Origin of the sequence: Arthrobacter sp. BPSS-3 (assembly GCF_044628475.1) — a bacterium.
In the GTDB taxonomy this organism is placed as follows: Bacteria; Actinomycetota; Actinomycetes; order Actinomycetales; family Micrococcaceae; genus Arthrobacter.
This window is the reverse complement of sequence record NZ_JBIMMV010000010.1, coordinates 102348-115666: the sequence shown is the minus strand read 5'-3', so window position 1 is coordinate 115666 and position 13319 is coordinate 102348. Positions and strand designations below refer to the sequence as shown.

The 13319-nt window shown below is 71.9% G+C and carries 14 protein-coding genes; 10 read left to right on the top strand and 4 right to left on the bottom strand.

Annotation, left to right across the window (positions count from 1 at the left end; genetic code table 11):
• Positions 1 to 150: 150 nt before the first annotated feature.
• Entirely contained in the window at positions 151 to 513 is a 363-nt protein-coding gene (locus ACFVY3_RS15405; protein WP_400160368.1) for a VOC family protein, read from the top strand.
• Between the two features lie 4 nt (positions 514 to 517).
• On the opposite strand, the gene ACFVY3_RS15400 is transcribed toward ACFVY3_RS15405, so the two are convergent.
• The 3 genes from ACFVY3_RS15400 to ACFVY3_RS15390 all read right to left on the bottom strand — a co-directional run bounded on the left by ACFVY3_RS15400 (position 518) and on the right by ACFVY3_RS15390 (position 1782).
• Positions 518 to 820 (bottom strand): hypothetical protein, encoded by a 303-nt coding sequence (locus ACFVY3_RS15400; RefSeq protein WP_290255739.1) that lies wholly within the window; start codon positions 818 to 820, stop codon positions 518 to 520.
• Positions 821 to 828: 8 nt separating this feature from the next.
• Positions 829 to 1053, bottom strand: a complete 225-nt coding sequence (locus tag ACFVY3_RS15395; RefSeq protein ID WP_290255738.1) for a DUF3107 domain-containing protein — start codon at positions 1051 to 1053, stop codon at positions 829 to 831.
• 63 nt (positions 1054 to 1116) lie between these two features.
• The gene (locus tag ACFVY3_RS15390; RefSeq protein ID WP_290255737.1) at positions 1117 to 1782 is read right to left on the bottom strand and encodes a TetR/AcrR family transcriptional regulator; all 666 of its coding nucleotides are present in this window, start codon (positions 1780 to 1782) and stop codon (positions 1117 to 1119) included.
• Between the two features lie 82 nt (positions 1783 to 1864).
• On the opposite strand from ACFVY3_RS15390, the gene moeB reads away from it, so the two are divergent.
• Complete coding sequence (gene moeB, locus ACFVY3_RS15385) at positions 1865 to 3082, top strand: molybdopterin-synthase adenylyltransferase MoeB (RefSeq protein ID WP_400160367.1); 1218 nt, start codon at positions 1865 to 1867, stop codon at positions 3080 to 3082.
• Positions 3083 to 3093: 11 nt separating this feature from the next.
• Entirely contained in the window at positions 3094 to 4095 is a 1002-nt protein-coding gene (locus ACFVY3_RS15380; RefSeq protein WP_400160366.1) for an SDR family NAD(P)-dependent oxidoreductase, read from the top strand.
• A 79-nt stretch (positions 4096 to 4174) separates the two neighbouring features.
• On the opposite strand, the gene ACFVY3_RS15375 is transcribed toward ACFVY3_RS15380, so the two are convergent.
• The gene (locus ACFVY3_RS15375; RefSeq protein WP_400160365.1) at positions 4175 to 5506 is read right to left on the bottom strand and encodes a glutamyl-tRNA reductase; all 1332 of its coding nucleotides are present in this window, start codon (positions 5504 to 5506) and stop codon (positions 4175 to 4177) included.
• A gap of 158 nt (positions 5507 to 5664) precedes the next feature.
• On the opposite strand from ACFVY3_RS15375, the gene hemE reads away from it, so the two are divergent.
• From hemE to ACFVY3_RS15340, 7 genes are all read left to right on the top strand, one after another.
• Positions 5665 to 6798 carry a uroporphyrinogen decarboxylase gene (gene hemE, locus ACFVY3_RS15370; protein WP_400160364.1) on the top strand — a complete coding sequence of 378 codons (1134 nt, stop codon included), beginning with the start codon at positions 5665 to 5667 and terminating at the stop codon, positions 6796 to 6798.
• 20 nt (positions 6799 to 6818) lie between these two features.
• Complete coding sequence (gene hemG / locus ACFVY3_RS15365) at positions 6819 to 8402, top strand: protoporphyrinogen oxidase (protein ID WP_400160374.1); 1584 nt, start codon at positions 6819 to 6821, stop codon at positions 8400 to 8402.
• Positions 8403 to 8512: 110 nt separating this feature from the next.
• Entirely contained in the window at positions 8513 to 9271 is a 759-nt protein-coding gene (locus ACFVY3_RS15360; protein ID WP_400160363.1) for a hypothetical protein, read from the top strand.
• Positions 9272 to 9373: 102 nt separating this feature from the next.
• Positions 9374 to 10075 (top strand): hydrogen peroxide-dependent heme synthase, encoded by a 702-nt coding sequence (hemQ, locus tag ACFVY3_RS15355; protein ID WP_400160362.1) that lies wholly within the window; start codon positions 9374 to 9376, stop codon positions 10073 to 10075.
• A gap of 26 nt (positions 10076 to 10101) precedes the next feature.
• Positions 10102 to 11373 carry a ferrochelatase gene (locus ACFVY3_RS15350; RefSeq protein WP_400160361.1) on the top strand — a complete coding sequence of 424 codons (1272 nt, stop codon included), beginning with the start codon at positions 10102 to 10104 and terminating at the stop codon, positions 11371 to 11373.
• Positions 11370 to 12368 (top strand): hydroxymethylbilane synthase, encoded by a 999-nt coding sequence (gene hemC, locus ACFVY3_RS15345; RefSeq protein WP_364132977.1) that lies wholly within the window; start codon positions 11370 to 11372, stop codon positions 12366 to 12368. Before ACFVY3_RS15350 ends, hemC begins: the two co-directional genes overlap by 4 nt.
• A 17-nt stretch (positions 12369 to 12385) precedes the next feature.
• A complete protein-coding gene (locus ACFVY3_RS15340; RefSeq protein WP_400160360.1) occupies positions 12386 to 13312 on the top strand; it encodes a uroporphyrinogen-III synthase in 927 nt (308 codons plus the stop codon).
• Positions 13313 to 13319: the final 7 nt, after the last annotated feature.

The following is a 13319-nucleotide window of genomic DNA, read 5'->3' as shown; positions in this document are numbered from 1 at the left end:
ACGAATGGGGAAAAGCCCGGCCCAGGCCCGCGAACGCGGCCTGATCAAACCGAAGGGACCGGCTTGGTCTGTCAGAAGTACTTCGGTAACACCCGCCCCACGGATTGGTCCCCACCCCACCAATATCTGTTTTCTGCGTAGCCTAGGCGCATGCAGATGCGCCTAGAAGTGATTCAGGTTCCGGTGGCCGACGTCGACGCGGCCAAGGAGTTCTATTCCGAACGGATGGGGTTCGTGCTGGACCACGACGTCGAACACATCCCGGGGATGCGGGTGGTCCAGCTGACCCCGCCCGGCTCCGCGGCGTCGATTGTGATCGGGACGGGCATGACCGGGATGAAGCCCGGCAGCCTCGAGGGGCTGCAACTGGTGACCCCGGATCTGGCGGCGACGCGCGCGGAGCTGGTGGGCCGCGGGGCGGAGGTCAGCGAAATCGAGGACATGGGCGGCGTCCTGTTCGCCCACCTCAGCGATCCGGACGGCAACCGCTGGGTGCTGCAGCAGGCGCTGTAGGGGGCTAGGAGCGCAGGATGGCGTTCAGCCGCTCCGTGTCCTGGGCGGTGCGGGACCGGCCCAGGAGCACGACGGCGGCAACCGCGGCGGCCGCGGCGAGCAGCAGCGGCAGGATCCACGGGATCCAGGTCAGGCCCGGCTGATAGCCGAGGCCCGCGGCCTGGAAGATGATCCAACTGAGCATCCCCACCGTGAGGGCGACACCGGCGGGTACGGCGATGCCGTACTTGGCATGCCGCTTGTCATTGGCCCAGACGACGAAGCCGGCGGCAACGGCCACCATCGCCACCACGATGAGGGAGAGCACAGCGGGTCCTAGAGGGCGCCGAAGCCGACGCGGCGGACCTCTTCGGCGCCGATCTCGACATAGCCGAGGACGCCGGCCGGCACGATTACCTGGCGGCCCTTCTCATCGGTGAGGCGCAGCTCGGTGCCCTTGGCGATGGCCTCGCTGACCAGCGCCGCCACGGCGTCGGCGTCCTGGCCGGACTCCAGGGCGATTTCGCGGCCGATGTTCTGAATGCCGATCTTTACTTCCACAGCAAGGCCTCCCAGCCAATCAAAGTGTTCACGTTCCCCTAAAGGGGGTTTTCTATTTGTAGTCTAGGACTCTTTCGGGAAGCGGCTGATTCCGCGCCAAGCTAAACGGTAGATCAGGTCGCTGGCCACATCGAGGTCCAGGTTGCCGTCCGTTTCCAGCCAGTACCGGGCGCTGACCTGGGCCATGCCGGACAGGCCGCGGCCCAGCAGCTGGGCCTCCAGCAGCGGGAGTTTGGTGTCCTCGGCGATGACCTTGGCGATCGCGTCGGCGAACGTCTTGTTGAAGGTCTCAAGCCGGCGGGCGACGTCGGCGTCGTTCACCAGGTCGGACTCGAACACCAGCCGGTGCGCCTGGTCGTCGTGGGCGATGAACCGGAAGTAGGCCCGCATGACCGCCTGGACGCGTTCGTCGTTGTCGGTCGTGGAGTTCAAGGCCCCCAGCAGCAGCGCGGTGAGGGTGGAGAGGTGGCTGTCCAGCAGCGCCAAGTAAAGCTCACGCTTGGACGGGAAGTGCTGGTAGAGGACCGGCTTGCTCACGTGGGCGGTCTCGGCGATCTCATCCATGGCGGCACCGTGGTAGCCGTTCGCGACGAAGACCTCCTGCGCGGCGGCCAGCAGCTGGGCCCGGCGTTCATCGCGGGGCAGGCGGGCGGAACGCTGCCCACCGGTGCGCGGCTGCGCGGCCGGCTTTCCGGTCTGTCCCCGATCAACCGGTGCCTGATGAACCACTCTGGGCCTTCTTTCCTCGCTGTTGGTTCCACAATACGCGGGGGTAATATGACTGGCGGCAACTTCGGGCATAGATTGAAGTATGGCTTCGAAGTTGACCGAGAACAGTACTTCCCCCGCGGCCGGCCAGGCTCCCGGCCCGCTGGTGGAACCGGCCGCCGACCTCACCGCGGCGGAGGTGGAACGGTATTCCCGCCACCTCATCATTCCCGAGATCGGATCCCTGGGCCAACGCCGCCTGAAGAACGCCAAAGTCCTGGTGATTGGCGCCGGCGGGCTCGGCTCACCCACGCTGCTGTACCTGGCGGCCGCCGGCGTCGGAACGCTCGGGATCATCGACGACGACGACGTCGACCTGAGCAACCTGCAGCGCCAAGTGATCCACAGCGTCGCCGACGTCGGCCGGCCCAAGACCGAGTCGGCGCGGGACGCAATCGCCGCCCTGAACCCCCTCGTTGACGTCCGCCTGCACAACGTCCGGCTCGACGCGTCCAACGCCCTGGAACTGTTCGCCGGCTATGACCTGATCATCGACGGGGCGGACAACTTCGCCACCCGCTACCTGGTCAACGATGCGGCCGCCATCCTGGGCAAGCCCTACGTCTGGGGGTCGATCTTCCGCTTCGACGGGCAGGTCAGCGTGTTCTGGGAGCAGCACGGCCCCACCTACCGCGACCTGTATCCCGAGGCGCCGCCGGCCGGGTCCGTCCCTTCCTGTGGCGAGGGCGGGGTCTTCGGCATGCTGTGTGCCGCCGTCGGCTCCCTGATGGTTTCCGAGGCGGTCAAACTCATCACCGGCGTCGGCCGTTCCTTGCTGGGACGGGTGGCGCTCTTCGACGCCCTGGGCGGCAGCTGGCGCGAAATCAAGGTCTCCCGCGACCCGGACGCGCCCAGGGTCACCGAACTGACCGACTACGAGGCGTTCTGCGGGATCACCCCCGCCGCCGACGCCGGCACGGACACCGGGCACACCATCACCGCCACCCAGCTGGCCACCATGCTCGCCTCCCGCAACGCGGGCCTGCGGCAGTTCGAACTGGTGGACGTCCGGGAGAGCGGCGAGTACGACATCGTCCGGATTGAGGGCGCCCGGCTCATCCCGCAGGGCCGGATCCTCGCCGGCGAGGCGTGGGCCGAGCTGCCGCAGGACACGGACATCGTGTTCCACTGCAAGGCCGGCACCCGGTCCGCGGCCGTCCTGGCCGCCGCCCGGGCCGCAGGCTACGAGCGCGTCAGCCACCTCGAGGGCGGCATCCTCGCCTGGGTCCGGGACGTCGAGCCCGGCAAACCCGTCTACTGAAAGGCAGCTCCATGGTCACGGACAACGGCACCACCCCGCAGCACCCCCTCGGCTCCGGATTCGGGCCCCGCACGACGGCGGCCGAAGCGGTCGCGGGAATCGACCTGCACGGCAAGACCGCCGTCGTCACCGGAGGCTATTCCGGGCTGGGCCTCGAAACGGTCCGGGCACTGGCCTCCGCCGGCGCCAAGGTCATGGTCCCGGCCCGCCGGCCCGAACACGCCCGCGAGGTGCTGGACCGGGCCGGCCTCGACGGCGTGACCGTCGCCGCCCTGGACCTCTCCGACCTGGACAGCGTCAGGAGCTTCGCTGCGGACCTCCTCGCCTCCGGCTTCCTTGGAGAGGCCGGCAGCCTGGACATCCTGATCAACAACGCGGCCATCATGGCCAGCCCGGAAACCCGCGTCGGGCCCGGCTGGGAAGTACAGTTCGCCACCAACCACCTGGGCCACTACGCCCTGGCCAACCTGCTGTGGCCCGCCCTGTCCGCCGGGGACGGGGCCCGGGTGGTTGCGTTGTCCTCCACCGGCCACAAGCTCTCGCCGGTCCGGTTCGAGGACCTGAACTTCGACTCCGGCTACGACAAATGGCAGGCCTACGGCCAGGCCAAGACGGCCAACGCGCTCTTCGCCGTCGAACTCGACGCCCTGGGCAAGTCCTCCGGAGTGCGTGCCTTCGCCGTCCACCCCGGCGGCATCATGACCGAACTGCAACGCCACCTGCCCCGCGAGGAAATGATCGCCTCCGGCTGGATGGACGAGGCCGGGAACGTCAACGAACGCTTCAAAACCCCGGAGCAGGGCGCGGCCACCTCGGTCTGGGCCGCCACCTCACCGCGGCTGGCGGGAATGGGCGGGGTCTACTGCGAGGACTGCGACATCGCGGCGCCTACCGTGCCGGGCTCGCCGGAGGCCAGGGTCCGCGGCGTCGACGCCCACGCGATCGACCGGGAGGCGGCGGAAAGGCTGTGGCAGAAGTCGGCGGAACTGACCGGCATCAACGCATTCGCATAGTCAGCGGCCGCGGGAAGGTCGGGTGGCAGGGCCGGTCAAGGGGCGGGTCAGGCGGGAGAAACGCCAGGCAGGGGATTCGTCAGGCGGATTCGCTGTGGTCGACCGGGCAGCCGGCCTCCGCGGCCCGCGGTGCCTTGCCGGCGGCTGGCTGGGCGGGCTGTTCGACGGTGATGCCGTAGACGGCCTCCAAGCCGGCGACGTAGTCGGCCTGCTGGCCGTTGGCCGCCAGCTCACGGGCGCGGACCGTCGGGACGTGCAGCAGCTGCTTGACCATGCGGCGGAGGGCGAACTCGACCTCCTCGGCGGCGGCGGTGCAGCCGTGACGGGCGCGGACCTTCTCCATCTCGGCGTCAAGGACGTCCATGGTGTGCCGGCGCAGGGCCACGATGGCGGAGTCCACGGACCGCGCCACCCGCTCCTGCTCGAAGGCGGTGGCGGCGCCGGCCACGATGCCGCTGGCCTGGGTCAGGGACTCGGCCTGCTCCTGCGGCGCGGCGAGGCGGACCGATTCGAGGGTGAGGAGTTCGACGCCGTCGAGCTCGGCCACGGCGGGGTCGAAGTCGTGGGTGAGCGCCAGGTCGATGGCGATCAGCGGCTGCGGCGAGGCCGAGCGGATGCGGGCGAGCTCGTCCGCCTCGACCCGGCTGTCCGAGCCGCTGCAGCCGATCATGATGTCCGCCGCGGCGACGGCGCCCGGCAGCGAGTCGCTGTCCAGGGCGGTCCCGCCGCGGGTGGCGACGAATCCGGCGGCGCGGCCGGATGAGGAGAAGACGGAGATGTCGGTGCAGCCGCGTTCCCGCAGCAGGGACATGGTGGCGCCGGCGTAGGCGCCGGTGCCGAAGACCACGACCTTCTTGCCGGCCCAGTCGTTGCTCTCGGAGAGGTCGGTGGCCAGGTCGAGGGCGACGGAGACGATCGAGAGGCCGCGGGAGCCGAGGGCGGTCTGCGCGCCGACGTCCTTGGCGGTCTTCGAGGCGGCCTGGAAGAGCCGGACCAAGCCGGAGCTGGCGGTTCCCTCGTGCTGGGCGGAGATCAAGGCGCGGCGCACCTGGCCGGCGATCTCGCGTTCGCCGACGACGGCGGAATCCAGCCCGGAGCTGACGGCGAAGAGGTGCCGGCTGACGTCCGCGCCGGTACGGGTGTTGAAGGCGCGGGACACCAGCTGCTTGTTCAGGCCGCTGGTGTCGCTGATCCGGGAGATCAGGGCGGCGCGGGCCGCCTCGACGTCGTCGGGGTTCGGTGCCTCGCCGTAGATCTCGAACCGGTTGCAGGTGGAGAGTACGACGGCGCCGGCGACGGCAGGGGATTCTGCTAGGGCTGAAGTGGCAAGGCCGGAGGCACCGGTGCTCAACTGAGCAACGGTCTCGAGATCGATGTCGGCGTGTGTAGCCACCAATGAGAAAAGAACCACAGCACGACCATCATAGCTTTTTCGTCCTCCGGTAGAAGAGTTTCCGGACGTGGGACTGGGCACTCCCGGCTGTGAGCCGCAGCACATCCGGCGCCCGCGGCCGCCGTTTGACAGCCTGTCGTTATCTTTTGGGGCCGGTTTTGGGCAGAATCAAAGGCATGACTTCACGCGCGGCGGCACCCCACGACTCGACACTGGACGGAACGGACGGCACCCCCGGCGCCCAGGGCGGGCTCGACGCCGGCCACCCCCTGATGGACGGCCGCACCTCCGGGTCGCCGCTGATCACCGCCTACCGCGGCGGCACGCCCTCCCGCCGTCCCGTCTGGTTCATGCGCCAGGCCGGCCGCTCGCTGCCCGAATACCTGAAGGTCCGCGAGGGCGTGGCCATGCTGGATTCCTGCCTCCGCCCCGAGCTGGCCTCGGAAATCACCCTGCAGCCGGTCCGCCGGCACGACGTGGACGCGGCAATCTTCTTCTCCGACATCGTCATCCCGCTCAAGCTGGCAGGCGTCGGCGTCGACATCGTCCCCGGCGTCGGACCCGTCCTGGACACCCCGGTCCGCACCGCCGCCGACGTCGCCGCGCTGCCCACCCTGACCTGGGAGGCGCTGGAACCGATCCGCGAGGCCGTCCGGCTGACCGTCGCCGAGCTTGGCACTACCCCGCTGATCGGCTTCGCCGGGGCCCCCTTCACGCTAGCCGCCTACATGGTGGAGGGCCGCCCCTCCCGCGACCACCTGGGCCCGCGCACCATGATGCACGCCGACCCGGAGACCTGGACCGCGCTGGCCAACTGGGCCGCCGACGCCTCCGGCATGTTCCTGCGAGCCCAGCTCGAGGCCGGCGCCTCCGCCGCCCAGCTCTTCGACTCCTGGGCCGGCTCCCTCGGCCTGAACGACTACACCCGCTTCGTGGCCCCCGCCTCGGCCCGGGCTCTGGACCACGTCCGCCACCTGGGCGCCCCGCTGATCCACTTCGGCACCGGAACCTCGGAACTGCTGGTCGCCATGCGCGACGTGGGCGTCGACGTCGTCGGCGTCGACTACCGCCTGCCCCTCGACGAGGCCAACCGCCGCCTGGGCGGCACCGTGCCGCTGCAGGGCAACATCGACCCGGCCCTGCTGGCCGCCCCGTGGGAGGTGCTCGAGGCCCACGTCCGCGAGGTCATCGCCGCCGGTGCCGCCGCCCCCGGCCACGTGCTCAACCTGGGCCACGGCGTCCCGCCGGAAACCGACCCGGACGTCCTGACCCGCGTGGTGCAACTCATCCACTCCATCGCCCCCGAGTGAGCCCCGTGGCCCCCGACGACATGTCCGCCAGCCCCGCCCCCACCGCGGTGGTGGTGGGCGGCGGCATCTCCGGACTCCTGGCCGCCCGCCAACTGGCCGGGGCCGGCGTCCGCACCACCGTGCTGGAGGCCACCGGAACCTGGGGCGGCTGCGTCGGCAGCCACGTGGTCGCCGGCCTGACCCTGGACAGCGGCGCCGAATCCTTCGCCACCCGCTCCGACGCCGTCGCCGCGCTGGCCCGTGAACTGGGCCTGGGGCCGCAGATCGTCGCCCCGAACCCGGGCGGGGCATGGGTGCAACTGCCCGAAGGCCCGCGCGAACTGCCCAGGACCGGCGTGTTGGGCATCCCCGCAAACCCCTGGGACCCCGAGGTCCGCCGCACCCTGGGCCTGGCCGGCTCCCTCCGAGCCTGGGTCGACACGCTCCTGCCGGCCTCCGTGGGGACCGGGGGCGCCGCCACCAGCGTGGCGGCCCTGGTCCGTGCCCGGATGGGCCGCCGCGTCCTGGACCGGCTGGTCTCGCCGGTGGTGGGCGGCGTGCACTCGGCGGACCCGTCACTGCTCGACGTGGACATGGTGGCCCCCGGCCTGCGCTCCGGCCTGCGCACCCACGGATCCCTCGCCGCTGCGGTCAAGGCCCAGCGCCGGGCCTCCACCACCGCCACCCCTGCGGCCCCGCAGGAGAGCACTGCCCCGCAGGGGAGCGCTGCGCCGCAGGAGAGCACTGCCCCGCAGGGGAGCGCTGCGCCGCAGGAGAGCACTGCCCCGCAGGGGAGCGCCGCCCTGCAGAAGGCGGGCTCCGCCGTCGCCGGCCTCCGCGGCGGCATGCACACGCTGGTCACGGCGCTGCTGGCCGAGCTCACGGACCTGGGCGTCACGCTTCTCGCGGGGACCCCTGCCGCCGGGGTCCGGCGGACCCCCACCGGCTGGCAGGTCACCGCCGGGGGAGAGGAGTACGGGGCCGGGAGGCTGGTCGTCGCCGTCGAGGGCCCGGCCGCCGTCGGCCTCCTCTCCGGTGTCCTCCCCGAAATCACCGCCCTGCGTCCCGCGGCCGGCCCGGACGTCAAGCTGGTCACCCTGGTGCTGGACCGGTCCGAGCTGGATGCCGCCCCGCGCGGCACGGGCGTGCTGGTGGCCCCGCAAAGCCCCGGCATCCAGGCCAAGGCCCTCACCCACGCCACCGCCAAGTGGGCCTGGCTGGACGAATCCACCGCCCCGGGCCGCCACGTCCTCCGGCTTTCCTACGGCCGGGGCGCCACGCCGGGTGCCCCGGTGAGCGCGACCGCCGGCGCAATGCCGGAACCCGACGCCGAGGCGGACCTGCTGGCCGCGGCCCTCCGGGACGCCTCCACGCTGCTGGGCGTGGGCCTCTCCCGCGACGACCTCGCCGGGTGGGATGTGGTGCGCTGGGCGGGTGCCCTGCCGTTCGCGTCCCTGGGGCACAAACAGCGCGTGGCCCGGGTCCGGGAACTCTGCGCCGCGGAGGGGGACCTGGCCGTCGTCGGCGGCTGGGTCGCCGGCAACGGTCTCGCCGCGATCGTCGCGGACACCCCCCGCCAGATTGCCCCGCTGCTGCCCGCCGTCGCCCGGGATTCCGCACCCTGAACGTGGTCCCGCGGCCTCCTGTAAGGGATCCGGACCTGCCTCCGCTAGCGGCAAAATAACGGTTCGGCAAATTTTCCCCGCCCCCTGACGGGCCGCTACAGTCGATGACCATGGTTACGCACAGGTCCGAAGATTTTAGTCCGCCGGCCGGCCATGGGGGACTCCGGCGCGGCACGGCAGCAGCGGTGCTCGGAGCGGTGCTGGTCCTTACGGCGGGAGTCCCCGCCACCCAGGCTGCAACGCCCACACCCAGCCCCGATGCCCCCACCGCGTCCGTCTCCGTGGGCCTCGGCGGCCTCATCGACGGACTGAGCGGCTCGTGGACCCCGTCACCGACGCCCACCTCCGACGACGGGTCCAGCCCCACCCCTACCCGGAGCACCGCCCCGCCGTCGTCCTCCTCGCCCTCGCCCGGCGGCACCCCCAGCCAGCCCTCCTCACCGTCGGCACCCGCTCCCGCAACCCCCGGAACCCCGGCCCCTGCCACACCCGGAACCACGGCTCCCGCCGCGCCCGGAACCGTGGCGCCGGTTGTCCCGGCCCCCGCCGTTCCCGCTGCCCCGGCGGCCGGGGCAGGCAGCGCACCGGCGCCGGCTCCCACCGAAGCCCCCGCCGCTCCGGGCGCAGCCACGGCGACCGCGGCCCCCGGCGCCGCCGGGACGCCCACGCCCGCGGGCAGCCCGACGTCGGCCAGCACCCGGGCAGCCGCGAAGGCCGCCCCGGCCGCGGGCGCCCGGTCCGGCGACAGCATGCAGGCCGCCTCCGACGTGCAGCCCTTCGGCGGCTCCGCGCTGGTGGGCTGGGGCATCTGCCTGGTGGCCGTCTCCCTCGGCGCCGGCGCCGTCTACCTCCGGATGCGCCGGGCCTGACACGCCCGGCTCCGAGGCCGCTTGTGTGACATTCGTCACTTCTACCGCTTGTAGAAGTTCCCTGTTTCGACTTCGTCTCGGGGAGGGGGCAGACTGGTACATATGAGCCACACTTCTGCCGAATCTGTCACCAAAACCGAAGAATCAGCCGAGCAGTTCTTTACGCTCTGGACCGTCTTCAAGCGCTCCTCCGATGTCCTCCGCAGCGGCGATGCGGCCGGGGATTTCGAGGCACTTCTCGGCCGGCTTGCCGAGGACGGCGTGATCCACCGCGGCAGCTACGATGTCTCCGCCATGCGCGCTGACGCGGACATCATGGTCTGGCTGCACGGCCCGCAGCCGGAGGCGCTGCAGCGCGCGATCCGGGACATCCGCCGCAGCAAGCTCTTCGCCGGCACCGAGATCGCCTGGTCCGCCATGGGCGTCCACCGCGAGGCAGAATTCGCCAAGAACCACACCCCGGCCTTCTCCCGGAACGTGGAACCGGCCGAGTGGCTCTGCGTCTATCCCTTCGTCCGCTCCTACGAGTGGTACCTGCTGCCCGAGGCCGAGCGCGGCGCCATGCTCCGCGACCACGGCCTCCTGGGCCGCGACTTCCCCCAGGTCATCTCCAACACCGTGTCCTCCTTCGCCCTCGGCGACTGGGAATGGATTCTCGGCCTGGAAGCCCCGGAACTGGTGGACCTCGTGGACCTGATGCGCCACCTGCGCGCCACCGAGGCCCGCCACCACGTCCGCGAGGAAGTTCCGTTCTACACCGGCCGCCGCGTCAGCGCCGCCGAGGTCGCGGAAGTCCTCGCATGAGCCCGTTCGATCCCAAGGAAACTGCAATGACGCTGGAGAGCAACGTGACCGCTGAGACCGACCTGACCTCCGTCAACCCCGTCACCGAGGCGGGCCGCATGGCCCCCAAGGACTACGACGCCGTGCTCCTGGCCTCCTTCGGCGGCCCCGAGGGCCAGGAAGACGTCATCCCCTTCCTGCGCAACGTCACCCGCGGCCGCGGCATCCCGGACGAGCGCCTCGAAGAGGTCTCCCACCACTACCGCGCCAATGGCGGCATCAGCCCCATCAACGCCCAGAACCGCGAGCTCAAGGCCGCCATGGAGGCCGAGCTGGCCAAGCGCGGCATCGAACTGCCCGTGTTCTGGGGCAACCGCAACTGGGACCCCTACATCCCGCAGACCCTGCAGGAGATCTACGACGCCGGGCACCGCAAGGTCCTGATGATCACCACCAGCGCCTACTCCTGCTACTCCAGCTGCCGCCAGTACCGCGAGGACATCGGCATGGCCCTGACCGAGACCGGCCTGGACGGCAAGCTCGAGGTGGACAAGGTCCGCCAGTACTTCGACCACCCCGGCTTCGTCGAACCGTTCGTCGAGGGCACCGCCGCCGGCCTTGCCGAGGTCCGCGCCCAGCTGTCCGCCGCCGGAACTCCGGACGCCCCGGTGCACATCCTCTTCGCCACCCACTCCATCCCCACCCGCGACGCCGAGGCGTCCGGCCGCTCCGAGGGCGAACCGCGCCGGTTCGAACAGGACTCTGCCTACGCCGCGCAGCACCTCGCCACCGGCGGCGAGGTCATCCGCCGCGTCGAAGCCCAGACCGGTGACACCGCCCCGTGGTCCCTCGTCTACCAGTCCCGCTCCGGCGCCCCGCACGTGCCGTGGCTGGAACCGGATATCAACGACGCCATCGAGGACCTGGCCGGCCAGGGCGTCAAGGGCGTCGTGATCGTGCCGCTCGGCTTCGTCAGCGACCACATGGAAGTCGTCTGGGACCTGGACACCGAGGCCCTCGAGACCTGCGAAAAGCTCGGCGTCGCCGCCACCCGCGTCCCCACCCCGGGCACGCACCGAAAGTTCGTCGCCGGCATCGTGGACCTGATCTCGGAACGGACCAGCTCCAACACCATCACCGAGCGTCCGCACCTGACCAAGCTCGGCCCCTGGTACGACGTCTGCCGCCCCGGCTGCTGCGCCAACTTCCGCGGTGAGAAGCCGACCATCTCCGGCGCCGACACCACCGTCGGCACGGGCCACGATCCCTACCCGGACGTCGCCGCGGCTGCCAAAGTGACCGGGCACGCCGCGCCGTGACCGTCCGGATCGGCACGAGGGCCAGCAAGCTCGCCCTCACCCAGACCCAGCAGACCGCGGACCAGCTGGCGGCCGTCGGCGGGTTCCCCGTGGAGCTGGTGCACATCCGCACCGACGGTGACGTCCTCACCGGCCCGCTGTCCCAGATGGGCGGCACCGGCGTCTTCGTTGCCGCCCTCCGCGACGCCCTGCTCCAGGACGCCTGCGATGTGGCCGTGCACTCGCTCAAGGACCTGCCCGTCGGCCCGGCCCTCGGCCTGAGCCTGGCCGCGACCCCGAAACGCGTGGACGTCCGCGACGTGCTCTGCGCCCGGGACGGACTGACGCTGGCCCAGCTGCCCGCGGGCGCCACGGTGGGCACCGGCTCACCGCGGCGTGCGGCCCAGCTCCGCGCGGCGCGCCCGGACCTGGACATCCGCGACATCCGCGGCAACGTGGACACCCGCCTGGGCCGCGTGCCCGGGCTGCCGGGTAACGCCACCGACGCCGTGGTGCCGGGTAAGTCCGGCGACCTCGACGCCGTCGTGCTCGCCGCCGCCGGGCTGCACCGCATCGGCCGGCTGGACGCGGTCAGCGAATACCTCGACCCCGACGTGATGCTCCCCGCCGCCGGGCAGGGCTCACTCGCCATCGAATGCCGCACAGCCGACGCCCCGCGCAAGGCCGGGTCCACCGAGGGCTCCCAAGGCGTCCTCGCCCAGGCCCTCGCGGCGCTGGATGACCCGGACACGCGCCTGGCCGTCACCGCCGAGCGGGCCCTGCTGGCCCGGCTCGAGGCCGGCTGCGCCGCCCCGGTTGGCGCCTACGCCTACCGCAAGGGCAGCATGCTGCACCTGGACGCCGTGGTCTGCGCCGTCGACGGCACCGCCAGCGTCCGCGACAAGAAGGCCACCGACGGGCTGACCGAGGTGGGCGCCACCCTGCTCGGCATCGAGCTCGCCGAGGCACTGCTCGCGGCCGGCGCGGCGGACATCGCCGACCTGACCGCTTCCTGAGGAGGACCACCAGCCTGATGGGACGCCGCAGCGCCACTTCCGGGGCGGACGGCACCGCCGTGCCGCGGCCGCTGGATGGCGCCCGCGTGCTGGTGACCCGCAGCCCGGATCGGGCCGGGGCGCTGGTCTCCGCGCTGCGCGCCACCGGCGCCGAACCGCTGCTGCTGCCGCTGATCGACTTCGAACAGGCCGCCGACCAGCACTCCCTGGGCGTGGCCTTCGACGCCCTCGGCGCCGGCGCCTACACCTGGCTGGTGGTCAGCAGCGTCACCGCCGTCCAGGTCCTCCAGGAACTGGCCGCCGAGCGTGGCTCCGCGCTCAACGCCTGGCTTCCCGGCAGCCTGCAGATCGCCGCGATCGGCCCGGCCACACGCCGCGTCCTCGAAGCACTGGACATCCCCGTCGACCTGTCCCCGGCAGGGCAACAGTCAGGAGCCGGGCTGCTGGACATCTGGCCCGACCGGGCCGGCAGCGTCTTCCTGCCCCAGGCCGACATCGCCGACCCGGCCCTGCGCCGCGGCCTCGCCGCCCGGGGCGCCGCCGTCCAGGCCGTCACCGCCTACCGCACGGTGGACTACCCGGCCGACCCGCGCCGGCGCATCGCCACCACCGCCGCCACAGATGGACCCTCCGCCCGGGAACCCGGCCATGGTGCCCGCGTCCTGACCCCGGCCCAGGCCCGGGACGCGGTGGACGCCGGCACCCTGCACGCCGTCGTCGCCGCCTCCCCGAGCGCCGCCCGGCGGATCCACTCCGGGCTCACGCCGCTGGGGGAGTGCCGGCTCGTGGCGATCGGCCGCTCGACGGCGGCCCAGGCCGCGGCGCTCGGCCTGGAGGTCGCCGCCGTCGCCGAGGAACCCACCGCCTCCGGGCTGGTGGCCGCCGTAGTCCACGCCCTGATTCCGAACCACCCGCATACTTCCCCCGACCGCCCACCACAGTGAAGGACCA

Bases quoted from the DNA above. Each gene is read 5' to 3' on its own strand.
- ACFVY3_RS15405 (WP_400160368.1), top strand. From the start codon at position 151: ATGCAGATGCGCCTAGAAGTGATTCAGGTTCCGGTGGCCGACGTCGAC.
- moeB (WP_400160367.1), top strand. From the start codon at position 1,865: ATGGCTTCGAAGTTGACCGAGAACAGTACTTCCCCCGCGGCCGGCCAG.
- ACFVY3_RS15380 (WP_400160366.1), top strand. From the start codon at position 3,094: ATGGTCACGGACAACGGCACCACCCCGCAGCACCCCCTCGGCTCCGGA.
- hemE (WP_400160364.1), top strand. From the start codon at position 5,665: ATGACTTCACGCGCGGCGGCACCCCACGACTCGACACTGGACGGAACG.
- hemG (WP_400160374.1), top strand. From the start codon at position 6,819: ATGTCCGCCAGCCCCGCCCCCACCGCGGTGGTGGTGGGCGGCGGCATC.
- ACFVY3_RS15360 (WP_400160363.1), top strand. From the start codon at position 8,513: ATGGTTACGCACAGGTCCGAAGATTTTAGTCCGCCGGCCGGCCATGGG.
- hemQ (WP_400160362.1), top strand. From the start codon at position 9,374: ATGAGCCACACTTCTGCCGAATCTGTCACCAAAACCGAAGAATCAGCC.
- ACFVY3_RS15350 (WP_400160361.1), top strand. From the start codon at position 10,102: ATGACGCTGGAGAGCAACGTGACCGCTGAGACCGACCTGACCTCCGTC.
- ACFVY3_RS15340 (WP_400160360.1), top strand. From the start codon at position 12,386: ATGGGACGCCGCAGCGCCACTTCCGGGGCGGACGGCACCGCCGTGCCG.